At 53.3% G+C, this 26,189-nt stretch carries 19 protein-coding genes; 15 read left to right on the plus strand and 4 right to left on the minus strand.

Annotated features, from left to right (window positions below):
• The first annotated feature begins 193 nt into the window (after window positions 1-193).
• The 15 genes from dnaK to HMPREF2890_RS02240 all read left to right on the plus strand — a co-directional run bounded on the left by dnaK (window position 194) and on the right by HMPREF2890_RS02240 (window position 22,811).
• A complete protein-coding gene (gene dnaK / locus HMPREF2890_RS02170; protein ID WP_070464647.1) occupies window positions 194-2,122 on the plus strand; it encodes a molecular chaperone DnaK in 1,929 nt (642 codons plus the stop codon).
• 297 nt (window positions 2,123-2,419) lie between these two features.
• The gene (gene trmB, locus HMPREF2890_RS02175) at window positions 2,420-3,202 is read left to right on the plus strand and encodes a tRNA (guanosine(46)-N7)-methyltransferase TrmB (RefSeq protein WP_070464650.1); all 783 of its coding nucleotides are present in this window, start codon (window positions 2,420-2,422) and stop codon (window positions 3,200-3,202) included.
• A gap of 15 nt (window positions 3,203-3,217) precedes the next feature.
• Complete coding sequence (locus HMPREF2890_RS02180; protein WP_210394741.1) at window positions 3,218-4,327, plus strand: Mrp/NBP35 family ATP-binding protein; 1,110 nt, start codon at window positions 3,218-3,220, stop codon at window positions 4,325-4,327.
• Window positions 4,328-4,356: 29 nt separating this feature from the next.
• Window positions 4,357-5,799, plus strand: a complete 1,443-nt coding sequence (gene nhaA / locus HMPREF2890_RS02185) for a Na+/H+ antiporter NhaA (protein WP_083289745.1) — start codon at window positions 4,357-4,359, stop codon at window positions 5,797-5,799.
• A gap of 7 nt (window positions 5,800-5,806) precedes the next feature.
• The gene (locus tag HMPREF2890_RS02190) at window positions 5,807-7,357 is read left to right on the plus strand and encodes an SGNH/GDSL hydrolase family protein (RefSeq protein WP_070464655.1); all 1,551 of its coding nucleotides are present in this window, start codon (window positions 5,807-5,809) and stop codon (window positions 7,355-7,357) included.
• 5 nt (window positions 7,358-7,362) lie between these two features.
• Complete coding sequence (locus tag HMPREF2890_RS02195; RefSeq protein ID WP_083289746.1) at window positions 7,363-8,592, plus strand: GDSL-type esterase/lipase family protein; 1,230 nt, start codon at window positions 7,363-7,365, stop codon at window positions 8,590-8,592.
• An 8-nt stretch (window positions 8,593-8,600) separates the two neighbouring features.
• Window positions 8,601-10,082 carry an MBOAT family O-acyltransferase gene (locus HMPREF2890_RS02200; protein ID WP_070464659.1) on the plus strand — a complete coding sequence of 494 codons (1,482 nt, stop codon included), beginning with the start codon at window positions 8,601-8,603 and terminating at the stop codon, window positions 10,080-10,082.
• Between the two features lie 253 nt (window positions 10,083-10,335).
• Window positions 10,336-11,409 (plus strand): 3-phosphoserine/phosphohydroxythreonine transaminase, encoded by a 1,074-nt coding sequence (gene serC / locus HMPREF2890_RS02205; protein ID WP_070464661.1) that lies wholly within the window; start codon window positions 10,336-10,338, stop codon window positions 11,407-11,409.
• Between the two features lie 22 nt (window positions 11,410-11,431).
• Window positions 11,432-12,370: an NAD(P)-dependent oxidoreductase gene (locus tag HMPREF2890_RS02210; RefSeq protein ID WP_070464667.1), complete on the plus strand. Its 939-nt coding sequence runs from the start codon at window positions 11,432-11,434 to the stop codon at window positions 12,368-12,370.
• A gap of 20 nt (window positions 12,371-12,390) precedes the next feature.
• Window positions 12,391-13,647 carry a DUF1015 domain-containing protein gene (locus HMPREF2890_RS02215; RefSeq protein WP_070464670.1) on the plus strand — a complete coding sequence of 419 codons (1,257 nt, stop codon included), beginning with the start codon at window positions 12,391-12,393 and terminating at the stop codon, window positions 13,645-13,647.
• Window positions 13,648-13,998: 351 nt separating this feature from the next.
• Window positions 13,999-15,432, plus strand: a complete 1,434-nt coding sequence (locus HMPREF2890_RS02220; protein WP_070464673.1) for an aspartate ammonia-lyase — start codon at window positions 13,999-14,001, stop codon at window positions 15,430-15,432.
• A 274-nt stretch (window positions 15,433-15,706) separates the two neighbouring features.
• Window positions 15,707-17,440, plus strand: a complete 1,734-nt coding sequence (gene recJ, locus HMPREF2890_RS02225; protein ID WP_070464676.1) for a single-stranded-DNA-specific exonuclease RecJ — start codon at window positions 15,707-15,709, stop codon at window positions 17,438-17,440.
• A gap of 15 nt (window positions 17,441-17,455) precedes the next feature.
• Window positions 17,456-19,399, plus strand: a complete 1,944-nt coding sequence (locus tag HMPREF2890_RS02230) for a RecQ family ATP-dependent DNA helicase (protein ID WP_070464680.1) — start codon at window positions 17,456-17,458, stop codon at window positions 19,397-19,399.
• A 34-nt stretch (window positions 19,400-19,433) separates the two neighbouring features.
• Window positions 19,434-20,999 carry a fimbria major subunit gene (locus HMPREF2890_RS02235; RefSeq protein WP_070464682.1) on the plus strand — a complete coding sequence of 522 codons (1,566 nt, stop codon included), beginning with the start codon at window positions 19,434-19,436 and terminating at the stop codon, window positions 20,997-20,999.
• A 144-nt stretch (window positions 21,000-21,143) separates the two neighbouring features.
• Complete coding sequence (locus HMPREF2890_RS02240; RefSeq protein WP_070464685.1) at window positions 21,144-22,811, plus strand: dipeptidase; 1,668 nt, start codon at window positions 21,144-21,146, stop codon at window positions 22,809-22,811.
• 206 nt (window positions 22,812-23,017) lie between these two features.
• Here HMPREF2890_RS02240 and tsf read toward each other — a convergent pair whose 3' ends face one another.
• The 4 genes from tsf to rplM form a co-directional block, all read right to left on the minus strand.
• Window positions 23,018-23,842 (minus strand): translation elongation factor Ts, encoded by an 825-nt coding sequence (tsf, locus tag HMPREF2890_RS02245; RefSeq protein ID WP_070464690.1) that lies wholly within the window; start codon window positions 23,840-23,842, stop codon window positions 23,018-23,020.
• A gap of 176 nt (window positions 23,843-24,018) precedes the next feature.
• Window positions 24,019-24,891: a 30S ribosomal protein S2 gene (rpsB, locus tag HMPREF2890_RS02250; RefSeq protein ID WP_070464693.1), complete on the minus strand. Its 873-nt coding sequence runs from the start codon at window positions 24,889-24,891 to the stop codon at window positions 24,019-24,021.
• Window positions 24,892-25,011: 120 nt separating this feature from the next.
• Entirely contained in the window at window positions 25,012-25,398 is a 387-nt protein-coding gene (gene rpsI / locus HMPREF2890_RS02255) for a 30S ribosomal protein S9 (protein WP_070464696.1), read from the minus strand.
• Window positions 25,399-25,413: 15 nt separating this feature from the next.
• Window positions 25,414-25,872, minus strand: a complete 459-nt coding sequence (gene rplM / locus HMPREF2890_RS02260; RefSeq protein WP_070464699.1) for a 50S ribosomal protein L13 — start codon at window positions 25,870-25,872, stop codon at window positions 25,414-25,416.
• Between the last annotated feature and the right edge of the window lie 317 nt (window positions 25,873-26,189).

Genomic DNA, 26,189 nt, shown 5'->3' on the forward strand with positions numbered 1-26,189 from the left:
CCCCCCGCCATATCTTGTATCATACCTGTCTTATGCGACTATGAAACGCCTCCCGATGTGACACATTGTACCGCCATCAGTTACTTAGAGACAGACTTGGCATAGGGTTTGTACATATGAGGGTGCAGTCCTCTCATCACGAGAGGACGACACTGACTTATAGACAACAAACTAATTTCATATATAAGATACAATGGGAAAGATTATCGGAATCGACTTAGGTACAACCAACTCTTGTGTAGCTGTACTCGAGAATAAGGAGCCCGTCGTGATTACAAATAGCGAGGGCAAAAGGACCACCCCGAGCGTGGTCGCCTTTGTGGATGGTGGTGAGCGCAAGGTCGGAGACCCTGCAAAGCGTCAGGCAATCACCAATCCCCAAAACACAGTCTACTCTATCAAGCGCTTCATGGGAGAGAGATACTCCCAGATAGAGAAGGAGGCGTCTCGTATGCCTTACAAGGTCGTGGCAAGTGGTAATGACCTGCCACAGGTAGACATTAATGGTCAGATGTACACGCCTCAGGAGATCTCCGCCATGATCCTCCAGAAGATGAAGCAGACAGCGGAGGACTACCTCGGTGAGGCAGTGACGGAGGCGGTGATCACTGTACCCGCTTACTTCAGTGACTCTCAGCGCCAAGCCACTAAGGAGGCTGGTGAGATCGCTGGGCTCAACGTGCGTCGTATCGTCAATGAGCCGACTGCCGCTGCCCTTGCGTATGGCCTCGACAAGAGCAACAAGGATATGAATATTGCCGTCTTTGACTTAGGTGGCGGTACGTTTGATATCTCTATCCTTGAGCTGGGCGATGGGGTCTTTGAGGTAAAGAGTACCAATGGAGACACCCACCTTGGTGGTGACGACTTTGATCACGCCATCATGGATTGGCTGGCCGATGACTTCCTCAGCACTGAGAATGTCGATCTCCGCAAGGACCCGATGGCTCTGCAGCGCCTCAAGGACGCTGCTGAGAAGGCAAAGATTGAGCTCTCCAGCACCACCTCAACGGAGATCAACCTCCCCTACATTACCTCTGTGGATAATGTACCAAAGCACTTGGTGAAGACCTTGACGAGAGCTCAGTTTGAGCAGCTCTGCCACAATATCATCCAGCGATGCATCGAGCCGGTGAATAAGGCACTGGCAGACGCAGGTCTCTCTGCCTCGGACATTAATGATGTCATCCTCGTGGGTGGATCGACCCGTATTCCTGCCATCCAGGATCTGGTGAAGAAGCTCTTCGGTCAGGATCCCTCCAAGGGAGTCAACCCCGATGAGGTCGTTGCACTCGGTGCGGCTATCCAGGGTGGCGTACTCAGCGGAGACGTGAAGGATGTCCTCCTCCTTGATGTCACCCCACTCTCTCTCGGTATCGAGACTATGGGCGGTGTGATGACTCGGCTGATCGATGCCAATACCACCATCCCGACCAAGAAGTCTCAGGTCTTCACCACCGCAGCTGACAATCAGCCCTCCGTGGAGATCCACGTGCTCCAGGGTGAGCGCCCCATGGCGAAGGACAATAAGTCGCTCGGAAAATTCAATCTCGATGGCATCCTCCCTGCCAAGCGTGGCGTACCTCAGATCGAGGTGACCTTTGACATCGATGCCAATGGCATCGTCAACGTGTCCGCTCGCGACAAGGGGACCGGCAAGGAGCAGAAGATCCGTATTGAGGCCTCCAGTGGTCTCTCTCTGGAGGAGATCGATCGTATGAAGGCAGAGGCAGAGGCTAATGCCGATAACGATAAGAAGGAGAAGGAGAAGATTGACAAGCTCAATCAGGCCGACAGTGTGATCTTCCAGACTGAGAACCAGCTCAAGGATCTCGGTGACAAGATCCCCGCAGATGAGAAGTCCAAGATTGAGGCTGCACTCAGTAAGCTCAAGGAGGCACACAAGGCTCAGGACATTGCCGGTATTGACTCAGCAATGGAGGAGCTGAATACGATCTTCCAAGGCCTCTCAGCTCAGATGTACGGCCAGCAGGGCGCTGATGCTCAGCAGGGTGCTTCGGGAGCTGGTCAGCAGACCACCTCAGGCCCCACTGCCGGAGGCAACTCCTCAGACAACTCCGGTGAGGGAGACGTCAAGGATGCTGACTTCGAGGAGGTGTGATAGTCCGCCTTTTCCCACAGAGAGGGATCTGAGGTGATTTAACTTCAGGTCATCCCTTTAGTCAAAAGACCCATAGGTTTCCGCCTGTGGGTCTTTTTTTTGTGCGATACAAGAGAGGGCAAATCTAATACCGGTATTAGTCGCATCTAATATCGGTAAAGCTACGATCTAATACCGGTATTAGATCGCACTCTGAGGATATTGGATCAGAAGTGAGTAAGTATTTGCCTTTTCTCTCAAGCTCAAGACCCGCTATTTTGGTACCTTTACACATTCATAATTTGCCCTAAACAGAGAATGAGCAAAAGCAAGTTAGAGAAATTTGCCGAGATTGACCGGCTGACCAACGTCCTACAGTATCCCTTTGAGACACTTCGGCGGGAGGGGATGACCTTCCCCCACAAGGGGCACTGGTCTGATGAGGTCTTCCGCAATGGTGCACCCATCGTGCTGGAGCTCGGCTGTGGTAGAGGTGAGTACACCGTAGAGCTCGGTCGGACCTATTGCGATCGCAACTTCATCGGGATGGACATCAAGGGGAATCGTCTCTGGGCCGGAGCCAAGGCTGCTGACGAGGAGGGACTGGAGAATGTACGCTTCCTGAGAGCTGAAATCGAGTTTCTGGACACTTTTTTTGCACCGGGGGAGATATCTGAGATATGGCTCACCTTCCCCGACCCGCAGATGCGTAAGTGCAGGCGTCGACTTACCTCACCCCGGTTTCTGGCTATGTATCGTCAGATCTTAGCAGAGCCTTCGGTGCTTCACCTTAAGACCGACTCGCAGTTTCTTTTCCGCTACACCGAGGCTGTTGCTGAGGTCAATGGTCTAACGATCAATGAGCGAATGACTGACGTGGGCAGCGAGGCCGCCGCCGACTCCCCGCTCCGGACGATCCAGACGTACTACGAGCAACAATGGATCGCCCGAGGGATCTCGATAAAGTACCTCCGGTTGCAACTGGATCACCTCCCAGATGAACCCATAGAGCCGGAGATAGAGATCGAGCCGGACAGCTATAGGAGCTTTGGTAGGTCCCGAAGGTCAGAGGTGGTGGGCAAAGGAAGCAAAGAAGAATAAATCGTAAGAATAGAGATGCCATATATCACACTATACCCGGCACTGATCCGGGAAGCACTTAAGGAGGTCCGATATCCCGGTGAGGAATCGGACATTGTCTCCTCGGGAATGGTGGAGGACAATATCAGGATAGAAGAGAATAAGGTCTCCTTCTCCATACGCTTCAAGAAAAGTCGCGACCCCTTCCACAAGAGTGTCTTGAGGGCAGCTGAGGCGGCGCTGAAGCGAGAGATCTCGCCCGAGATCGAGGTGGAGATCACTCCCCTATTCCCTGAGCCGACCCCTACAGCCGACGAGGAACCGCCCCTGCAGGGTGTCAAGAATATCATCGCTATCGCCTCCGGCAAGGGGGGCGTAGGCAAGAGCACAGTGACCACCAACCTGGCTGTGTCACTGGCTGCACTCGGGTATAGCGTGGGACTGCTGGATGCGGATATCTTCGGTCCCTCTATCCCCCGTATGCTCGGGGTGCAGGAGTACAGACCCTGGCTCGATGAGGTGGACGGCAAGGAGCTGATCCACCCTGCGGAGGCCTATGGCGTCAAGGCACTCTCCATCGGACACTTTGTCGACTCTGACCAAGCTCTCGCCTGGCGAGGATCTATGGCATCCAATGCTCTCGGGCAACTGATCCGCGAGGGTAACTGGGGAGAGCTGGACTACCTCCTCATCGACCTGCCTCCCGGCACATCGGATATACAACTAACACTGATACAGACGCTTCCCATCACCGGGGCAGTCATCGTAACTACCCCTCAGAGCGTAGCTACAGACGATGCGATCAAGGCGATCAATCTCTTCAGGCTTGATCAGGTGTCAGTACCGATCCTCGGGGTGGTGGAGAACATGTCGTGGTTTACCCCTGCTGAGCTGCCGGATCATCGGTACCACATCTTCGGTGAAGGCGGTGGAGAGGCTCTGGCAGAGCTCACAGGTAGTACGCTACTGGGCCAGATCCCTCTCGTGCAGAGCGTACGCGAAGGAGGTGATGAGGGAAAGCCGGTTGCCCTCCGAGAGACGGTGTCGGGGCTTGCATTCCGTCACGTAGCAGAGCAGATGATCGGAGCCGTGGAGGAGCGCAATAAGCTACTTCCTCCCACCCATCAAGTAAAGGTCAATAAGTAACATCAAGATACATTTTTATCAGGAACGTCATGTCAAATAGTACTTCCTACAGGCGCAGTGATGGCAAGTCAATGCTCGGCTTCCTCAAGGGAGTCAATCCCGCTGTCTATCTCTTCAGCGCCACTGTGCTAGCACTCATTTTAGCCAACTCCCCTTGGAGTGGCTACTACTTCTCTTTCCTAAATACACCGATCAACCTCCAGATAGGAGATTGGCAGGTCTTTAGTCACCACGGGAGGACGATGAACCTAGGCGAGTTTATCAATGACGCCCTGATGTGCTTCTTCTTCTTCTCTGTGGGACTGGAAATCAAGCATGAGATGGTGGGCGGGTCACTGTCGGACTTCAAGACGGCAAACCTACCGGTCCTGGCGGCCATCGGTGGCATGGTGGTACCGGTTGCCTGCTTCGCTCTTATTGAGAGTGGCAACGCCACCGTGCTGAGAGGTGCCGCCATCCCGATGTCAACCGATATCGCCTTCTCCCTCGCAGCCCTCGGTCTACTTGGTAGCCGTGTACCCACGACACTGAAGGTATTCCTGATGGCTCTTGCCGTCGTGGACGATATCGGAGGGATCCTTGTCATTGCAATCTTCTACTCTGAGGGACTGGCGATCTTACCGTTGCTGATCGCCGCAGCACTGCTGATCATCACCCGCTTCTGTGGCCAAAAGGGAGTGTACCAACAGTGGTTCTACTACCTTATGTTCTTCCTCGTGTGGCTCTGCTTCCTCCAGGGGGGGATACACACGACGATTGCCGGTGTACTGCTCGCCTTCTGCGTACCCTACGTCCCGATAGGTGTCCCAAAGGATCTGATGGACCAGATCAACGTGGCAAGGCAGAGCTTTGACACCTACCCCGTGGCTCACAGCAAGAATAGAGTCTATATGTCTGCCTCTCAGCTTGACACGCTCACTCAACTCCGCAACACCTCCTCCAAGGTGGTGAGCCCAGTGCAACGGATGAATGTCAATATAAGTCCCTTCGTGAACTATGTTGTGCTGCCACTCTTCGCCTTCTCCAATGCGGGGATAGCCCTTGGCGATGTGCCGATAAGCGACTTTGCAGGCGGTGTCCCCTTCGCAGTGATGCTGGGTCTGGTGGTCGGCAAGCCACTTGGCATTTTCCTATTTACCTGGCTCTTCACCAAGCTTGGGGTGGTCAGCTTCCCTCCCGGTATGACGAAGCGAAATCTGCTGGGCGTGGGTATGTTTGCTGGGATCGGCTTTACCGTATCACTCTTTGTGGCGACTCTTGCCTACCCCGCATCTCTCGGCGACATCGGTGTCGAGTACCTCAATGATGCCAAGCTCGGCATCCTGCTCGGCAGCTTGATCTCCGGGGTCATCGCTTACTACTATATGCGCATAGTCCTGAATAAGGAGGTTAAGGAGGGGCGAGGTGCTGCCAGCCCGGAGTATCAGGCTTACCTTAGTGCACAATCGGGTCATCCTCAAGAAGAGAAGTAACATATAGATGAGCAGAGGAGACCATCATATACTCAAGTCCGTACTTCTCCTCCTCGCAGCCTCCGGACTTGCCTTTGGGGTAACACTTACCCTGAGAGAGCTCTTTCCCTCCCTTGGAGTCAAGGTGTTCAACCCTCTGAGCGACCTCTTTCCCACACCTGGAGGAGAGCTGGCTCAGCGGGTTGACACAACCCCAGAGGACCCACTGCTTGCAGAGGCAATGAGGCGTGACAGTCTTGAGCGTGAGGAGGCTGAGTTGGTAACCGATACTCTGCAAGTGGATAGTGTCATGGAGCCGACCTCTGCCGGACTGCTCCCCGCAGGACTAATCGACTACTCAGGTGGCTCGGCACTCACTCGGCTGAGGGAGATCCTCACAGAAGCAGGTGATCAGCCGGTCAATGTAGCTTTCCTTGGAGACTCCTTCATTGAGGGAGACATCTTAGTCGAACACTTCCGTGAGGCTCTGCAGGCGCGCTATGGCGGTGGAGGAGTCGGCTATGTGCCCCTCACCTCAGTCACGGCTCGCTTCAGACAGACGATCAAGCACAGTTTCTCTGGGGCGTGGGAGGATGACAATGCCCTTAAGCACCCGCATGGCAGCCACTTCTTGATCACAGGGTCTTACCAGCAGGCGGTCGGTGAAGCAGGAGTCAGCTATGAAAATAGGCAACCGGTTGACCAAGCGACCCTCCTCTACACATCGGAGGACAGCCTACGGATCAGCTCTATATTGAATGGAGATGCACCCACAGAGATACTTCTTCCATCAACGGGTGGAAGCCTGCATGGGGTGAAAGTGGGGCGACAGGTTGCAACGCTACGTCTTGACTTTCCCAAGGCCGAGGGTAGCAGACTCTATGGTATCTGTATGGATGGGGACAAGGGCGTACGTGTGGATAATATGAGTCTGAGAGGCTCCTCCGGTCTGCAGCTGGGTGCAGTCTCGCCAAGTCTCTCGGAGGATCTCCATCGCATCCGACCTTACCACCTGATCGTCCTCTCCTATGGACTCAACGTAGTGAGCCCTAAGGATACCCGCTATGACTATGGCTATTACTTCAGGGGGATGGATCGGGCACTCACAGGCCTCCATGAGATCTACCCTGAGGCTATCTTCCTAATCATCTCAATCTCCGACCGTGGTCAGAGGATTGACGGCGAAGTCTACACGCTTCCCGGTGTACCACGAATGGTAGAGATACAGGAGCGATTAGCGAAAAAGTACCACGCTCTTTTCTTCAATACCTATGGTACCATACGCTCAATGGGCGGGATACGGAGCTTTGTTTCGAAGGGATGGGCGGCAAAGGACTACACCCACCTCAGCTCTGCCGGTGGTCGAGAGATCTCCAAGCGACTGGTGCAGGACCTGATAGAGAGTCCCATTGATCAAGTGACTCGTCAGGTAGCAGAGTCTCCCATTGAGGAATCACTCCCCCCAACAAAAGGCAAGGGAGCCGAGCGTATTAAAGCCAAGAGTGACACCCTGAAGCAGCGGAGTAGCTCTCCGACCACGCTTCCTCAGGAAAGCACAGCAAAGAAGGACTCCATCTAAAGTTTATGCGGTCTCACTACCCTATCCGCCTTTTGCTACCACTCTTGGCGATCGTACCGATGATCGAGTCAGGGGCATTGCTTAATGCTCAGCAGGAGTCGCAGCATGACCTCTACAGACAAGAGCGTGCAGTACAGGTAGTAGCCCCTCGCGGCTATCTTGACCCCATATGGCAGAGATGCTCGACACCGGGCGGAGATGATCATACGATCGTCCTGCACTTAGGCGACTCGCATGTGCAAGCGGGCTTCTTCACGATGCCGATCAGGGAATACTTCGGCCGTCAGTTTGGGCTCTCCGGACCGGGCCTGATCGTCCCCTACCGGATACTGGGTACCAATGAGCCCCGGCACACGAGGCTCCAAGGACGGCGGGGCGGCTATGCCACCGATCAGATCACCCGCAGATCCTATGCAGGCGAAGGCCCCACAGGGATAGAGATGCGATCAATCGTCTCCAGACCTCAGGAGGTGACTCTCTCCACGAGTGACGGGGTCCGTTTTGACCGAGTAATCGTATTCCATGGTCCCAATGACAGAGCCTTCTCCCTCTCCGGAGACTGGTCCGACTCACCTCGACGCCCATTCTCCCTCCTTACCGCAGGCTTCTGTGAAGCGGATACCCTTGACCTTAAGCGAAGCGTCACATCCACTAAGCTGGTGATCCCGGCAGGAGCGACCTTTTATGGTGCGAGCTTAGAGTGTCTGGCTCCGGGCGTGACCGTGCATACTCTGGGGCACAATGGGGCTACCTATCAGACCTACCTCAAGGATCACTTCACCAGCTCGGTGTCAAAGCTGAAGCCGAACTTGATCATCATCTCCCTCGGTACCAACGATGCTATGGGGCGAGTCAACTCATCGGCAGTAAGGGCGTCTGTGAGAAGCCTTGTCAACCAATTGAGAAAAAGCTGTCCTGAGGCAAAAATCGTCCTCTCCACTCCGGTCATGAGCTATGTCTCACGCCGTCGAGGTCGGACCGCTCCTAATCCCAGTGTCAAGCTGGTCTCACGTGCCATAATAGAGGAGGCAAAGGCTCTGGGCGTTGGGTACATCGATACATTCGAGATCTTCGGTGGAGAGAGAGGAGCAGACAGATTAGTCTCCGAGGGGCTACTCCGGAGTGACCGGATCCACCTCACCACCGAGGGCTACAAATCACTCGGAAACTCCATAGCCGATGCGCTTGCCAAGGACTATAAGCGCTACCTCGGCTCTCGTGCAATGATCAACTAACGCATCCCATGTGGCAAAAAATCATAGGGTTACTGAGCTACGACCCGGCCTCCCCTCTGCTCTTCAATAGCGGTCTCTTCCTAGTCCTCTTCCTCCTTTTTGTCCCGGTATTCTATCTGCTCCGCAGGCGCCATCTCCCGAGGACAATCTGGGTGGTGCTCTTCTCCCTCTACTTCTACTATCTCTCAAGCGGAGTATACTTTGTCCTCCTAATCCTCTTAGCGACAACTGATTTCATCATAGGTCGGCAGATCACCAGGAGCAAAAGCAGGTCGGGAAAGAAAGGCTGGCTCGTCCTCAGCCTACTTCTTGACCTCGGACTGCTCTGTTACTTCAAGTACACAAATTTCCTCTACGACTCCTTTGCTTCACTTTTCGGAGCGACACCGGATGGGCACCACTTTGACATCTTTCTGCCTGTGGGCATCTCTTTCTTTACCTTTCAGTCCCTAAGCTATGTGATCGACATATATCGGGGAAAGATAGAGCCGCTCAAGCGATGGATCGACTACCTATTCTACATATCCTTCTTCCCGCAGTTGGTAGCCGGGCCGATTGTCCGAGCTGTCGACTTCATCCCGCAGATCCACCGGATCCCCGGAGTGAGTCGGGATGACTTCGGTCGGGGGCTGTTTCTGATCCTCTGTGGACTGCTTAAGAAAGGGGTGATCTCAGACTATATATCGCTCAACTTTGTTGACCGGGTCTTTGACCAGCCACTGCTCTACAGCGGATTTGAGAACTTAATGGGTGTCTACGGCTATGCCCTGCAGATCTACTGCGACTTCTCCGGCTACTCAGACATTGCGATCGGGCTGGCACTCTGGATGGGGTACCACTTCAATACCAACTTTGACTTCCCCTATAAGTCGGCCACTATTACCGAGTTTTGGCGACGCTGGCACATCTCTCTCTCCTCCTGGCTGAGGGACTACGTCTACATCTCTCTGGGAGGGAATAGGAAGGGGAAGATCCGTACCTACATCAACCTCCTCATTACGATGCTCCTTGGTGGACTATGGCACGGAGCCAATATCCGCTTCGTCCTATGGGGTGCTATGCACGGAGTGGCTCTTGCGGTACACAAGTTTTTCCTAAGTCTCTTCCCCCGGATGGGTCGCACCGGCGAAGAGATGAGCCCCATATGGAGGGTCATCTCCGTGATCATCACCTTTCACTTTGTCTGCTTTACGTGGATCTTCTTCCGTATGGGGTCGATCAGTGGTGTGTGGGATATGCTGACGATGATCACGCAGGAGTTCCACCCTGAGGTGATACCGCAATTCTTCGCAGGGTATCGGATGGTGACAGCCCTCATCATCACCGGCTTCCTACTTCACTTCTGTCCGGAGAAATGCCGTGAGGCGATCCAAAACAGTGTAACCAGGGCTCCCCTCTGGGCTCAGACGCTGCTCTTTGCAGCAGTATTAGTGATCCTCACGCAATTCAGGAGCGCTGGTGTACAGCCATTTATCTACTTCCAATTCTGACACTTATAGCAGACTATCGCTTCAAAGATATAGGCAAGAGTTAGCGGATCAAGTCAAGGGATAGAGCTTTATACTATATACCTCGGAAAATGACAGCGGAGGGATGAAACCTTTCCGCCTACGAACGGAGACGGCGAGTATGAAGAAAAAAGCCTACAAATCCGTGTTAACTTCAAAAATAATACATATCTTTGGACCATAAGAGTAACAAGAACAACATTCAATCACTTTTCAAAGCAACTTTACAATCGTCATGAAAAAGCACAATTTCACTGCAGGACCATGTATCCTGGATGAGGGTGTCATCAAGGAGGCCGCTCGTGCGGTACTCAACTACAATGGCACAGATCTCTCCCTGATCGAGATCTCCCACCGTAGCAAGACCTTCCAAGACACGCTCGCTGAGACCACAGCACTCTTTAAGGAGGTGCTCGAGATCCCTGATACACACACGGTCTTCTTCCTCGGAGGAGGAGCCAGCCTGCAGTTTTATGCTCACGCAGTCAATTTCCTCAAGAAAAAGGCTGCCTATGTCGATACCGGCAATTGGGCTCATAAGGCTATTGAGGAGGCCCAGGTCGTAGGTGATGTTGACGTAGTCGCCAGCAGCCGTGATGCCAACTACACCTTCTACCCCGAGCTCCCGAAGCTCTCACCGGACGAGTACGACTACCTCCACTTCACCACCAACAACACCATCTATGGTACGGAGCTGCGTGAGGATCCTGAGGTTGGTGTGCCACTGATCGCTGATATGTCCTCTGACATCTTCACCCGTCACATCGACTTCTCCAAGTACATCTGCATCTATGGAGGTGCTCAGAAGAATATCGCCCCAGCCGGTGTCACCTTTGTGATCGTACGCAAGGACGCCCTCGGCAAGACCGGTCGTGCCATCCCGAAGATCCTCGACTACCAGACCCACGTTGATCACCCCGACTCCTACAATACGCCTCCTGTATTCCAGATCTACGTGATGCAGCAGACGCTTAAGTGGTTCAAGGAGATCGGTGGTCTCGATGAGCTTGAGAAAAGAGCTAAGGAGAGAGCAAAGGTGCTCTATGACGAGATTGACCGCTCTAAGGTCTTCCGTGGCGTAGCCAGGAAGGAGGATCGCTCTCTGATGAATGTAGACTTTGTCCTCGCAGACGAGTACAAGGACAAGGAGGCAGCATTCTTTGACTTTGCGAAGAAGAGAGGTATGGAGGGCATCAAGGGTCACCGCTCCATCGGTGGTTGCCGCTGCTCACTCTACAACGCACTCCCCCTCTACAGCGTGGAGGCACTCGTCAAGTGCATGCAGGACTTTGAGAAGGAGATCCTCTAACTCACGATAGCCTGATATCACAATGACTAAGAAAGTATTAGTAGCTACCGAGAAGCCCTTCAACTCCGCCGCAGTGCCACAGATCCGCAAGATCGTGGAGGATGCCGGATACAAGCTCGAGGTGCTGGAGAAGTATCAGAGCCAGGACGAGCTGCTGAAGGCAGTCGCTGACGCCAATGCCCTCATCGTCCGCAGTGACAAGATCACCAAGGAGGTGATCGACGCCGGCAAGGAGCTGGAGGTGATCGTCCGTGCCGGTGCCGGATACGACTCCATTGATACTCAGTATGCCAAGGAGAAGGGTGTGATCGTAGAAAATACTCCCGGACAGAACTCCAACGCTGTCGGAGAGCTAGTCTTCGGTCTGCTTGTATTCGCAGCACGCAATCGCTTCAACGGCAAGTCCGGTAGCGAGCTGATGGGCAAGAAGATCGGCTTCCACGCCTTTGGTCACACCGCCCGTTGCGCTGCTCGTATTGCACGCGGCTTCGGTATGGAGATCTACTGCTTTGAGCCCTTCTTTGAGCAGGGCAAGGAGCGCTCCCCCAAGGAGTACGAGGATGTCACCAACTTCACCAACGTGGAGGATCTCTACAAGACCTGTGACATCGTCTCCCTGCACCTCCCCGCCACACCGGAGACCAAGGGATCCATCAACTATGACCTCGTGAAGAACATGCCTAAGGGCGGTGTCCTCCTCAATGCTGCTCGCAAGGAGATCATTGACGAGGCCGGACTTCTGAAGCTCATGCAGGAGCGTGAGGACCTCAAGTATCTCACCGATATTATGCCCGATATGGATGCAGAGTATCGCGAGAAGCTGGGTGACCGCTACTTCTCCACCCCCAAGAAGATGGGTGCTCAGACTGTTGAGGCCAACATCAATGCCGGTCTCGCTGCTGCCCATCAGATCGTTGCCCTCTTCAGCGATGGAGAGGTCAAGTTCCAAGTCAATAAGTAACCACTACTATCCCAATAATAATGGCTACAGTAAAACCATTCAAGGGCTGGCGCCCTCCCAAGGATCTGGTCACCAAGGTCAGCTCACGTCCCTACGACGTCCTCGACACTGAGGAGGCTCGCAAGGAGTCCGAGGGCAATCCGATGTCCCTCTACCATATCATCCGCCCGGAGATCAACTTCCCCGCCGGTAAGGATGAGCACGACCCCGAGGTCTATACCGCGGCTCGTGAGCAGAAGGACAAGTTTGTCAAGGAAGGCTGGCTGGTACAGGACGAAAAGCCCTGCTATTACCTCTACGCCCAGACTATGGGCGATCGTACCCAGTACGGCTTTGTAGTAGGTGCTTACGTACACGACTACTTCAATAACGTCATCCGCAAGCATGAGCTCACACTCAAGGCTAAGGAGGACGATCGTATGAAGCACGTCAATGTCCTCGATGCCAATATGGAGCCTGTCTTCCTTGCATTCCCGGACAATGCAGACCTGCAGGCGATCATCGATAAGTATCGCAAGACCGAGCCGGAGTACGACTTCGTCGCTCCTCCTGAGGACTTCCGCCACACCTTCTGGGTCATCAGCGATGACAGCGACATTGAGACCATCACGCGAGAGTTTGGCAAGATGCCTGCGCTCTATATTGCCGATGGCCATCACCGCTCTGCCGCTGCTGCTCGTGTGGGTAAGGAGAGGTCTGAGACCAACCCCAATCACACCGGCAAGGAGGAGTACAATTACTTCATGGCAGTTGCTTTCCCCGCCAGTCACCTGCACGTCATGGACTACAATCGTGTGGTCAAGGACCTGAATGGGCTGACGAAGGAGCAATTCATCAAGAGGCTGGAGGAGAATTTCGATGTAGAGTGTAAGGGGAAGGAGATCTACCACCCCAATAAGCTCCACAACTTCAGCATGTACCTTGATGGTCAGTGGTACTCCCTCACCGCCAAGCCCGGCACCTATGACGACAACGATCCTGTCGGCATCCTGGATGTGACGGTATCAAGCAACCTGATCCTCGAGGATATCCTCAATATAGGTGACCTCCGGACCAGCAATCGCATCGACTTCGTCGGCGGGCTTCGCGGCCTCGAGGAGCTACAGCGCCGTGTCGATAGTGGTGAGATGATCATGGCCCTGGCACTCTATCCTGTGACCATGGGACAGATCATGAAGATCGCTGACACCGGCAACATCATGCCCCCCAAGGCGACTTGGTTTGAGCCGAAGCTTCGCTCCGGTCTCATTGTCCACACCCTTGAGGACGAGAAGTAAGTGATGAGATAAGAGCTCTTATCTCTCGCGATAGAGAAGAAGAGTGCCCGTGGTTGTATGACCACAGGCACTCTTTTTTTGCCTCAAAGGGACCTCCCACCACAGGTCAAGTATTGTGCCAATCTAATACCGGTAAAAGAGAAATCTAATACCGGTATTAGTGGCGACTAATATCGGTATTAGAGATGATCCTAAGCGCAGGGGGGACAATGGCTACCTTTGTCAGTCGCCTCTCTCGCATCCTGCCTTGAGAAAAACAGATCCTCACAACGTCATAGTCAACAATAATCTGTACATTTGTGGCATAATCAAATCACAACTAATCAATCCATAACAAACACAACTATTATTATGGGAAATCCCAAGATGCGTACAGAGAAAGACTTACTCGGTAGTATGCAGATCCCTATGGATCACCTATATGGTATTCAGACTCAGAGAGCGATGGACAACTTCCAGTTCTCACCCTACAAGCTCTCCACCTACCCTCGCTTCATCGAGGCTATGGCGATCACAAAGAAGGCAGCAGCTATGGCCAATCACGAGCTCAATGAGCTTCCTGAGGACGTCTACAAGGCTATTTGTCAGGCATGTGATGAGATCCGCGAGGGCGAGCTGGCAGATCAGTTCTGCATCGATATGTTCCAGGGAGGAGCAGGGACGTCGGCCAATATGAATGCCAACGAGGTGATCGCCAATCGAGCACTTGAGATCCTTGGTTACGAGCACGGGGACTACAAGCACTGTGATCCTCACGACCACGTCAACCTCTCTCAGTCCACCAACGATGCCTACCCCACCTTTGCACACATCGGACTTTACCTCACTTTCCTTGACCTCACACCCCACCTCGATGAGCTGATCAAGTCGCTGAGGAAGAAGGCAAAAGAATTCCGCGGGATGCTCAAGATCGGTCGCACCCAGCTCCAGGATGCCGTCCCGATGACTCATGAGCAGACCTTCAATGGCTTCGCCTCGATCCTCGAGGAGGAGATCCCCAATCTTGAGCACGCTGCCAAGCAATTCCTCGTACTCAACATGGGCTCGACAGCCATCGGTACCGGTATCTGCTCACAGCCCGGCTACCGCGAGGCGGTAATCAAGGCCTTCCGCAAGATCACCGAGTGGGACGTCAAGCCGACCAAGGATTACATAGGTGCTACCTCTGACACCTCTCATATGGTAGGCTACTCCGCAGCCCTTAAGCGCCTTGCTGTCAAGCTCAGCAAGATCTCCAATGACCTTCGCCTCCTCTCCAGCGGTCCCTTTGCCGGACTTGGAGATATAAGCCTTCCAGCTCGTCAGCCCGGCTCATCCATAATGCCTGGCAAGGTCAATCCTGTCATCCCCGAGGTGATCACTCAGATCGCTATGAAGGTGATCGGAAACGATGTCTGCGTGACTATGGCAGGCGAGGCCGCACAGCTGGAGCTCAATGCCATGGAGCCCATTATGGTCCAGTGCTGCTTTGAGAGCTCTGACCTCCTGATGCGTGCTATGGACACTCTTAGGGAGCTCTGCATCGATGGTATCAAGGCCAATGCTGAGCACACTCGCAAGCAGGTATACGAGAGCCTCTCCATCGTTACGGCTCTCAATCCCTACATTGGCTACGACAACTCTACCCTACTCACACAGGAGGCTCAGGCTTCCGGACGGAGCATTGTAGATCTGGTACTCGAGAAGGGCATCCTCTCCAAGGAGCAGCTTGACGAGATCCTCGATCCCGACAACCTGACACAGCCGGTAAGGCTTGACATCAAGCCCCTCAAGAGCGTAGAGTAATCCCTCGACTGCCTTTTTTGGCACAAAAAAAACTCAGCGACGCATCAGAGCTACATTTGCTCTGGTGCGTCGCTCTTGTACCCCACTCTCACAGGCTCTTAGCAAGTCAGCAAATAGTATCCGGTCATCCGTCAGGGAGATAACTCTACAACCAGTACCTTCGCCGAGATAGTAGCCAACTAACTCCTAAGGGCTAAATATCCTCCTGATCCAGCCTCTCCGGTGGGGAGACTTATGCTAAAATGGGTATATTTGGGAAGAAATAAATAGACCCATGTATAACCACTGGAAAGTTAATGAGCTAACTGACGAAGAGAAAAAGATCGCTTCTCTGCTGGCTCAGAAATATAAGCTCCTTACCTCCATCACCTCACTTATGGTGCAGCGGGGAGTGAGGAGTGTTGATGAGGCGTCACACTTCCTGGAGCCAAGGATGAGCGAGCTGCATGACCCCTTCTTGATGAAGGATATGGATGCCGCCGTCCAGCGGATCAATCAAGCCATCGGCAATAAGGAGCGGATCCTTATCTACGGAGACTACGACGTCGATGGCACGACAGCTGTCGCCCTCGTCTATAAGTACCTGCGGCAGATCACGCCGTCGCTGGAGTTCTACATCCCGGATCGCTACTCTGAGGGGAGTGGCATCTCTGATAAGGGGCTGGACTTTGCGAGGGAGAGAGGCTGCACGCTCCTCATCACGCTTGACTGCGGGACCAAGGAGGTGGAGATGATCGATAAGGCGGCAGAGCTCGGTATCGACGTGATCGTCTGCGACCATCACCTTCCCGGTCCGGTGCGACCTAATTGCATAGCTATGCTCAATCCTAAAGCCCCTGACTCAGGCTATCCCTTCAAGGAGCTCTCCGGATGTGGTGTGGGCTTCAAGCTGATGCAGGCCTTTGCCATGAGCAATAGGTCCGACAAGCGAGGGTTATATGACCTGGTGGACCTCGTGGCAGTCAGTTGCGCTGCCGACCTGGTGGAGCTGAAGAACGAAAATCGAATACTCGCCTACTACGGACTCAAGAAGCTCAACAGACACCCCACGGTGGGGCTAAAGGGGCTGATCAACGTAAGTGGCATCAGTAATCAAACTCTTGACATATCCGACATCATCTTCAAGATCGGCCCGCGCATCAACGCCTCAGGGCGCATCCAAAATGGTCGTGAGGCGGTAGAGCTCTTGCTCTCCAAGAACCCAAAGGATGCCCTTAAGCGCAGCGTGAACTTAGATAAGTACAATACTCAGCGTCGCGAGATTGATCAGTCGATCACTCAGGAGGCAAATGAGATCGTGGAGGGATTTAAGGACATGGACCAGCACAAGGTGATCGTTGTCTACGACCCCTCCTGGCATAGTGGCGTGATAGGGATCGTTGCGAGCCGTCTCAGCGAGAAGTACAATCGTCCCACGATCGTCCTCTCAGACTCGGACAGCCAGACCATCTCCGGATCGGCTCGGAGTGTACGAGGCTTCAATATCTACTCCCTCATCGAGCGGTGTTCCGATCTGCTGGACAACTTCGGGGGACACCCGTTTGCATCCGGTCTGACGATCAAGAAGAAAAACTTCCACCGCTTCATCAAGGAGGTGACCGATATCGCTGACCGAGAGATCTCGCTGGATGATCTGACGCCGGTGTTGACTATCGAGGAGGAGCTCAAGCTAAGAGAGATCACCCCGAAATTCAGACGCCAGCTACTGAAGCTGGCCCCCTTTGGGCACGGTAATGAGCCACCTATCTTTGTCACCTATGGAGTGGTATGTGTCACCCCACCCCGTATCACCGGCTACCAAGGATCTCACCTTAAGCTCGTCCTCAGTATGCCCGACCAGATGCCTATCATGCAAGCAATGGCATACAATCAGGCGGATAAGCTGGCTATGCTACAGCAGGACACCACCTTTGACGTCGCCTACACCATTGACGAATACACCAGGCAAGGGCACCACAATATCCAGCTCAATATTAAGGACATCCGTCTCCACGCTGCAGATCTGTAGTCACTCGGACGACACATGCGAAGAGATTACAGCCGGGCCACACCTCTCGAAGTACTGAGGGCCGTATGGGGGTACTCCTCCTTTCGCCCTATGCAGGAAGAGGTGATACGATCAGTCCTCAGGGGGGACGACACCCTTGCGCTTATGCCCACGGGGGGAGGTAAGTCGATTACCTTCCAGGTGCCCGCCTTGATACTCGAGGGGATCACACTCGTGATCACCCCTCTTGTGGCGCTGATGCGAGATCAGGTCGAGAAGCTGAAGTCCCTTGGGATCAATGCCCAGGCACTCTATAGCGGGATGACTCGTGGAGAGACACTCGCTGTACTGGACAATATCGTCTACGCCGCCGACTACAAGATCCTCTATATTGCTCCCGAGCGACTGCAAAACGAGCTTTTCCTGCGCCGGCTTGGGGCGATGGACATATCTCTGATGGTGGTGGATGAGTGCCACTGCATCAGTCAGTGGGGCTATGACTTCCGGCCGGACTATATGACGATCTCCTCTGCTCGGAGCATCATCGGAGAGGAAGTCCCGATGTTGGCCCTTACAGCGACAGCACCTCCACGAGTAGTCGAGGATGTGATCCGAAGCTTGGAGTTTAGACACGGATATAAGGTCTTCAAGAGGAGCTTTTACCGAGATAATCTCTCCTACGTCGTCCGCAAGACCTATAATAAGCCCCGAGAGCTAATCCATATCCTCTCAAGCGTTGAGGGATGTAGTCTCGTCTATGTGCGGACAAGGCGACAGGCGGAGCGCTTTGCGCAGCTGCTGCAGGATGCGGGATTTAGCGCTGACTTCTTCCACGCAGGACTGAACCCCTCAGTCAAGCAGCAGAGGCAGCAAGCATGGCAGAGCGAGGAGCTGAGGATAATGGTCTGCACGACCGCTTTTGGGATGGGTATCGACAAGGACAATGTGCGCCTGGTGATCCACCCCATTTCACCATTTAGTCCTGAGAGCTACTACCAGGAGGCAGGGCGCGCCGGTCGAGATGGGAAACGCTCCTATGCGGTACTCCTCTACACCCCACTGGAGGACGAGGAGTATCTCTCCAAGCTCATCAAGTCCCACTACCCACCTCCTGAGACAGTCGTGCAGATATACAATTGGCTGGGAGACTACTTCCGGGTGGCAGTCGAGTCGGGGACAGGCTCCTACCATGAGCTACTGCCGTATGACTTTATCAAGAGGTACCACTGCCCTCTATTTGTCCTCAAGGCGGCACTCAAGATCCTCACCCTCTCCGGCTACATAGAGCATCGGGAGGATTACCATATGGCAAGCCGGCTGATCTTTACGATCAATCGCAATGATCTCTACACCTTCTTCTCCGATGATGAGACGAAGTACGATGACCTGGTGGAGCTGCTGCTGAGGAGTTACGAGGGGATCTTCACAGAGTATGCCTTCATCGATGAGTCAATGATCCAGACAAAGCTGGGACTGAGCCCAGAGCAACTCTACCGAATGCTGATCCAGATGCGACGCTGGGGCGTTATCGAGTATGTCCCCGGCAAGCGGTCTGACTATGTCGTCTACACACAGCAGAGGCTTCCGTCGCGGGAAGTTAAGATACCCGCCTACATCTATGACCAACAGATGAGAGGGGAGGTAGACAGACTTACCAGGATGATCGACTACATCAGGTGTGACGACTCCTGCAGGGTGAGGATATTGATGGAGTACTTCGGAGAGAAAGCCCCCCTACCCTGCGGATACTGCGACTACTGCCTCTCTCACAAGACCAAGACCCTTACCTATCGACTAATCCATGAGATCTCAGAGACCTTGATCGATCACCCCGATGGCATCACGAAAGAGGAGTTGCGCGAGAGCTTTCCCACTGTCACCACCAAGCAGTGGGACTATACGCTCGACTTTCTCATCTCTCAGGGCTACACGATAGACCAGACTGAGGAATCAATACATCTACGCCTAACTACAGAATGACCACTTACACTTTTATTTAAATACATCGCAACTTATGAAAGGACTAAAGAGTATCATGTGTGCATCACTCGCAGTGATGGCACTGGCATGCAACCCAAGGCAGGAGATCAACGACCTTGACCCTGCTACATCAGGCAAGGGGGCAATCACCTTTGACCTCAACCTCCCCTCCTACAATCATCCCCGGGCGATACTCCGGGCGGATGAGGAGATCCTGAAGGATAAGGCGAAGATAAACACGATAAATGGTCTCCGAGTAGTACTCTACAAGGACAATGACCAAGGAGAGCCGGGGGAGGTTGCTTACGCTTTTGATAAAGACATCTACGCCTTCCGAGGTGTGCGTAAGGGAGCCGACCTCCTTAACCCTGACGACACGGCGGGGGTATTCTCCATCACCGGCATCAATGGGATCGAGCCAGCCAATTACACCCTCTACTTCTTTGCCACTCCATCCAAGGCTCTGATCCAAGCAACCCAGCCGGGCAAAGACTTCGGCGAGATCAAACGCCCTCTGATGATTGACTTTGCCGACAAATTCGTCACAGGAGAGGACATGGGCTACCACAGGGCACTATACAGCTCTGCATCCAACATCGACAGCCCCATCAAGGTATCGGAGGAGGCGCTACTCAAGAGTGTTGCTTCCAACCCTATTAAGCTCGGTGGCATCACGCTGAGGGCGCTGGACGGCATAGCCATTGCCAAGCTTGACATCGACCAGGCAAAGCAAGCCCCTTCAGGGGTGATCATCGGGGAGGCACACTACTTCTATCCTGATGTGCTTAATAAGTCAGTGATTCTCTTCCCCACGCTCGATAAGGATGTGGAAAAGAATCTATCCATTCCGAAGGATGACAATTACGATGGGATGGAAGGCTGGTCCGAGACACAGCTTGCAGAGGCTTTTCAGTACAATCCCATCAGTGCTGATGCCCTAACAAGCACTTGGCTAAAAACTAAGGCCGACATCACCGACCCAATCATCCTGCCGGAGAATACCACCGCACCGGGCCTGCTTAGCAACCGTGTAGTGACCCGTCTTGTGGCGAGGCTCAACGTCATGCCCACAAGCCAGGAGGAGGGCTTTGCCATCAAAGACAATACCAGCTGGTTCTCATACAAGGGGAAAAATTATTCGTGGGTGGAGTTCGAGAAAAAGTACACGTCTGCCGCAACGAAAAACAACAATGGGACAACGATCACTAAAGAGGAAAAGACTCTACTAGAGATAGGGCTGACTATCAATAAGGCACTTAACAAGGGGAGCATAGTACCCAAGTATGGTGATAAGCTACCCACCGTACCAGCAGAGGGCTACGACTCCAAGGATCTCAAGATCTACACTTGGGGCTGCTCCTACTTCAGCATTCCGATCAGGCACTACAGCGATGAGGTCACCCAGTCACTAAAGACCATTGGTCGCTATGGCGTAGTCAGGAACACCCTTTACCTCATCTCCATCACCTCGGTTACCCGCATTGGTGCACCTACTTATGATAGTCTCCCCAAGGAGACAAACTATACAGCGGCAGTCACCTCAGACCTCTCCATAGACTTTGAGGACCGCAATCTGATAAAGAACGAAGTAGACCTATAAATTAGTGCAAACGGGGCGGATACTGAAGTCTGAAACCGGTGAGTCGGATCCGCTTCAAATCTGCCATAAAATGGAAGAAAATGGCTATATTGCGGTATCAAGTTCAATCATTTGTTCAATCATAAGGATTTCTCAAAGCAACCTATGAAAAAACTATTGCAGTGGGGTATGACTCTGAGTGCGGTGATAGCATCAGCGCTCCTGCTTCCTCAGAGCTCCCAAGCATGTACCAATCTCATCGTCGGCAAGAATGCCTCTGTCGATGGGAGCGTCATCGTCAGCTATGCAGCTGACAGCCACACCCTCTACGGCGAGCTCTATCACTGGGCTGCCCGTGACTGGGAGCCGGGGCATATGATGGATGTCTACGTATGGGACTCTGGCGAGTACAAGGGACAGATCCCTCAGGTCGCTCATACGTACAACGTAGTAGGCAACATGAACGAGCACCAAGTCTGCATCACCGAGACTACTTGGGGCGGACTGGAGCAGCTCGAGGGGACCGAGGGTCTCATCGACTACGGGAGCCTGATCTACATTGCCCTCCAGCGTTCCAAGAGTGCCCGAGAGGCCATTGACGTGATGACCGGTCTCGTACGTGACCACGGCTACTGCAGTACCGGTGAGACCTTCACCATTGCAGATAAGAATGAGGTGTGGCTCATGGAGATGATCGGTAAGGGTAAGGGCGAGAAGGGTGCTGTATGGGTAGCTACCCGCATCCCCGATAACGCCATCACCGCGCATGCCAATCAGGCCCGTATCCAGAAGATCGACTTCAAGGACAAGGAGAACTGGCTTTACTCTAAAGACGTCATCTCCTTTGCCCGCCAGAAGGGTCTCTTCAAGGGTAAGGATACAGACTTCTCCTTCCAGAAAGTCTACAACCCCTACACCTTCAGCGGACTCCGTGGCTGCGAGGCGAGAGTGTGGTCATACTTCAATCGCTTCCACAAGGGTATGGAGCAGTACACCGACCTCGTGATGGGCTACAAGGCAGACGCTGAGCCGATGCCTCTCTACGTCGTGCCCGATCGCAAGCTCTCTGTCGCTGACGTGCAGAATATGATGCGCGATCACTATGAGGGTACTCCGATGGATATGACTAAGGATGCAGGCGCCACCTATGGCGTACCTTACCGCTGGAGACCGATGAACTTCAAGGTGGATGGCAAGGAGTACCTCAATGAGCGCGCCATCGCCACCCAGCAGACCGGCTTTGTCCTCGTGGCACAGCTGCGTAGCAACAAGCCTGATCTCGTCGGACCGGTTCTCTGGTTTGGCTGCGATGATGCCAATACCACTGTCTTCTCGCCCATGTACGGCTGCATCACAGAGTCCCCTCTCGCTTTCCGCGTAGGCAATGGTAGCATGACAGAGTTCTCCTGGACCAGTGCCTTCTGGATCAATAACTGGGTCGCCAATATGTGCTACAGCAAGTATGACTATATGATCCGCGACATCCGTCCTGTACAGCAGGAGTTGGAGAAGGGATTCTTTGACAACCAGTCTGCTGTCGAGACTCGCGCTCTTGAGATTGAGAAGAGCGAAGGTCGTGAGGCTGCTGTCGCCTACCTGACTCAGTACTCAGCTAAGTGTGCCAATGGCGCCACAGATCGCTACCGCGAGCTGGCTCAGTACCTCATCGTGAAGTATATCGATGGTAATGTCAAGAAGGAGAAGAATGGTCGCTTCGAGACCGAGAATGGTATGATCGTCTTCCCCGACCAGCCAGGCTACAGCGAGAGCTACTACAAGTCTATCGCTGAGGATAATCCGAAGCAGCTGATTGTCCCTGAGGGCTGCAAGTAACCCTATATCGTATAACCCACGTAGGGAGCGGTACTATACCCAGTACCGCTCCCTACTTTTATTGTAAAGTCTGATCTACATAGATACTTTCCCTAAAGACGATAACAACAAATGGGGCTGTACCGCCATATGCGATACAGCCCCATTTCGTTATGCGTTAGAGACTACCCCGGCATTCGGAGATTGCCTCAAACCGAACAAGACAATTAGTCCTTATTCAGATTGACACGCTTAAAGTCAACAACAGTGAGCTCCTTATTCTCAGACTTGAGGATCTGCTCCACAGTCTTCTTGCTATCGAGGATAGACTCCTGCATAAGGAGGCAATTCTCCTTGAAGTACTTATTGAGAGAGCCCTCAGCGATACGATCGAGGAGGTTCTCAGGCTTGCCCTGCTCACGAGCCTTGTCACGAGCAATCTCGAGCTCACGCTGTCTGATCTCCTCAGTCACCCCCTCCGGCATGATAGCGACAGGATTCATAGAGGCGATCTGCATACAGATCTCATTCGCCATCTTCTCAGAGGGCTCTATGTTAAATCCTGCAATGGCAGCCAGCATGTTTCCGGGGTGGATATAGCCATAGGTGTGAGGAGCCTCAATGAACTCGTAGTGACCGAGCTCTACCTTCTCTCCCGTCACACCAGACTGCTGAGTCACCTCTGCCTCTACCGTATGACCATTATCCATCGTCAGGGTGAGGAGCTCCTCAAGAGACTTCGGCTTATTCTTCATAGCGACATCAAGGATACCCTCAGTAACGCCACGGAAGCCATCGGTCGCAGAGACGAAGTCAGTCTCGCACTTCAGAGCTACGATGGCAGCAAAGCCATCCTCATACTTGGCGAGTACACAGCCCTGCTCTGCGGTACGCTCAGAGCGCTTAGCAGCGATAGCCTGACCGCGCTTACGGAGGATCTCGACAGCCTTGTCGTGATCACCCTCAGCCTCCTGGAGTGCCTTCTTGATATCAGCAAGACCTGCATTGGTAAGATCACGCAGTGCCTTGATGTCCTTCATCGATACAGCCATAGTTGTATGTATAGTTTAGTTGTTATGATTATTAGCTTGTCTGAAACAAAAAAGTAAGACCCTCTTGCGTCCCCTCTTATGTGATGGAAGCAAGAGGGCCTTAGTGTCATAATGACCGATAGTAGTCAGCCATCGGTGGGCGTACCCTCATGGAGATTGGGTAGGTGGTAGATGCTTTACTCCTCAGTAGAAGTCTCGCTCTCGTTAGCAGCCTCAACCTCGTCGGGAGTAGCGTCAGCCTCCTGATCGCCCTCTTCCTTTGCACGACGTACACCTGAGAAGCGACGGCGACGACGACCACGGCCCTCGCCATTCTCATCCTCAGCGTCTGCATCCTTATCGGCATTATCCGTATTCTGGATCTTGCGCTCCTGAGAGCCCTCCTTGATAGCCTCGCATGCGGCAGCCACGATCAGCTCGATGCCATCGTGAGAGTCGTCATTAGCGGGGATCAGGAAGTCGATGTCGCGCGGGTTGGCGTTGGTATCAGCGATGGCAAAGACAGGGATACCGAGCAGGTGAGCCTCCTTGACGGCAATGTGCTCACGCACAGAGTCGATGACAAAGATGGCGCTCGGAAGAGTCTTCATAGAGGCGATAGAGCCGAAGTTCTTCTCCAGCTTCTCGCGCTGACGATCGATCTGCAGCTTCTCACGCTTGGAGAGGTTGTCAAAGACGCCATCCCCCTTCATCCTGTCGATACGATCCATCTTGGAGACCGTCTTACGGATGGTGGGGAAGTTGGTCAGCATACCACCCAGCCAACGCTCGGTGACGTAGGGGACGCCTGCCTCTCCGCAAAGCCTCGCTACCGACTCCTGAGCCGATCTCTTGGTAGCGACAAAGAGGACAGTCTTACCCTCCTGGGCAAACTTCTTGAGCGCCTCGCATGCCTCATCGATCTTTGCTACAGTCTTGTGCAGATCGATGATATGGATGCCATTCTGCTCCATAAAGATGTATGGAGCCATTGCAGGATTCCACTTACGGGTAAGGTGACCGAAGTGTGCGCCTGCATCGAGCAATTGGTCAAATGTTATTTGTGACATATATCGTTTACTTTCTTCTTGATTATCTTAAGAGATCAGCCTGCGCAGTAGGGGGCCATACAGCCCCATCCCACAGGCTTGGATGCTAAACGTAGTCTTACAGCGAACTGCTCGATTAGGTTAACGCTTAGAGAACTGGAACTTACGGCGAGCTCCGGGCTGACCGGGCTTCTTACGCTCAACGACACGATCATCGCGAGTCATAAAGCCTGCTGCACGCAGAGCAGCCTTATCATCGGGATTGACCTTGACGAGAGCACGAGCGATACCGAGACGCGAAGCCTCGCTCTGACCGGTCGTACCACCGCCATTGACATTGATATTGATGTCGTAGCGATCCTCCACACCGAGGAGAGCCAGAGGCTGTCTCACGATACGGATGAGGAAGGGATTGGGGAAAAAGTCCTCAAGAGCCTTCTTATTGATCATAATTTTCCCGCTGCCCTCCTTGAGATAGACACGGGCGACAGATGCTTTTCTTCTGCCGAGTGCATTGATTACTTCCATGCTATGCTATTTCTCTTACTTAAGGTTGGGGAATTCGATCTTGCGGGGCTTCTGAGCAGCCTTATCGTGCTCCTCACCTCCATAGATGTAGAGGTGATCAATCAGCGTCTTACCGAGGCGGTTCTTAGGAAGCATGCCCGCGACCATACGACGGACGAGACGATCAGCACCACCCTTCTCAAACTCTCTCTTAGGAGTAGAGAAACGCTGTCCTCCCGGGTAGCGGGTATAGCGTACATAGACGCGGTCAGTCCACTTCTTGCCGGTCATAATGGCCTTGTCAGCATTGATGACAACGACATTATCACCGCAATCTACGTGGGGAGTGAAGGAAGGCTTATGCTTCCCTCTGAGCAATTTAGCGATCTCGCTGCAGAGACGGCCGATAGGCAGTCCCGTGGCGTCTACAAGGAGCCACTCAGCCTCGACAGTTGCCTTATTTGCAGAAATGGTCTTATAACTTAAAGTATCCATTTACCAGTAACTTATTAGTATTGAGTTATATCCAGCGGTAGATGTCTCACGAGTCCTTGCCTGTGAAAAACCATCTCTTTGCTAATCTATGGTAGGCGTGCGGCCCCCTCGAGGATAAGCAAGAGCTCTCGACATCCGTCCTCTTGATAATAATCGGCGTGCAAAGATAGCACTTTTCCACATCTCTTCCAATCAAAGTCGTATCTAATTTGGTAAAGTTGGGTCCACGGAGCGCGAGCAGGAACAGGGGTGACGTTTTTGGATTTGCTCGAGGTCTCGCTGAATAAAAACAAGAAAAACGTCTGAAAATCAGAGCG

Source organism: Porphyromonas sp. HMSC065F10 (assembly GCF_001808555.1).
Taxonomy (GTDB): domain Bacteria; phylum Bacteroidota; class Bacteroidia; order Bacteroidales; family Porphyromonadaceae; genus Porphyromonas_A.

Excerpts from the sequence above, each read along its gene's own strand:
- dnaK (WP_070464647.1), top strand. The coding sequence starts at position 194 with ATGGGAAAGATTATCGGAATCGACTTAGGTACAACCAACTCTTGTGTA.
- trmB (WP_070464650.1), top strand. The coding sequence starts at position 2,420 with ATGAGCAAAAGCAAGTTAGAGAAATTTGCCGAGATTGACCGGCTGACC.
- HMPREF2890_RS02180 (WP_210394741.1), top strand. The coding sequence starts at position 3,218 with ATGCCATATATCACACTATACCCGGCACTGATCCGGGAAGCACTTAAG.
- nhaA (WP_083289745.1), top strand. The coding sequence starts at position 4,357 with ATGTCAAATAGTACTTCCTACAGGCGCAGTGATGGCAAGTCAATGCTC.
- HMPREF2890_RS02190 (WP_070464655.1), top strand. The coding sequence starts at position 5,807 with ATGAGCAGAGGAGACCATCATATACTCAAGTCCGTACTTCTCCTCCTC.
- HMPREF2890_RS02195 (WP_083289746.1), top strand. The coding sequence starts at position 7,363 with ATGCGGTCTCACTACCCTATCCGCCTTTTGCTACCACTCTTGGCGATC.
- HMPREF2890_RS02200 (WP_070464659.1), top strand. The coding sequence starts at position 8,601 with ATGTGGCAAAAAATCATAGGGTTACTGAGCTACGACCCGGCCTCCCCT.
- serC (WP_070464661.1), top strand. The coding sequence starts at position 10,336 with ATGAAAAAGCACAATTTCACTGCAGGACCATGTATCCTGGATGAGGGT.
- HMPREF2890_RS02210 (WP_070464667.1), top strand. The coding sequence starts at position 11,432 with ATGACTAAGAAAGTATTAGTAGCTACCGAGAAGCCCTTCAACTCCGCC.
- HMPREF2890_RS02215 (WP_070464670.1), top strand. The coding sequence starts at position 12,391 with ATGGCTACAGTAAAACCATTCAAGGGCTGGCGCCCTCCCAAGGATCTG.
- HMPREF2890_RS02220 (WP_070464673.1), top strand. The coding sequence starts at position 13,999 with ATGGGAAATCCCAAGATGCGTACAGAGAAAGACTTACTCGGTAGTATG.
- recJ (WP_070464676.1), top strand. The coding sequence starts at position 15,707 with ATGTATAACCACTGGAAAGTTAATGAGCTAACTGACGAAGAGAAAAAG.
- HMPREF2890_RS02230 (WP_070464680.1), top strand. The coding sequence starts at position 17,456 with ATGCGAAGAGATTACAGCCGGGCCACACCTCTCGAAGTACTGAGGGCC.
- HMPREF2890_RS02235 (WP_070464682.1), top strand. The coding sequence starts at position 19,434 with ATGAAAGGACTAAAGAGTATCATGTGTGCATCACTCGCAGTGATGGCA.
- HMPREF2890_RS02240 (WP_070464685.1), top strand. The coding sequence starts at position 21,144 with ATGAAAAAACTATTGCAGTGGGGTATGACTCTGAGTGCGGTGATAGCA.
- tsf (WP_070464690.1), bottom strand. The coding sequence starts at position 23,842 with ATGGCTGTATCGATGAAGGACATCAAGGCACTGCGTGATCTTACCAAT.
- rpsB (WP_070464693.1), bottom strand. The coding sequence starts at position 24,891 with ATGTCACAAATAACATTTGACCAATTGCTCGATGCAGGCGCACACTTC.
- rpsI (WP_070464696.1), bottom strand. The coding sequence starts at position 25,398 with ATGGAAGTAATCAATGCACTCGGCAGAAGAAAAGCATCTGTCGCCCGT.
- rplM (WP_070464699.1), bottom strand. The coding sequence starts at position 25,872 with ATGGATACTTTAAGTTATAAGACCATTTCTGCAAATAAGGCAACTGTC.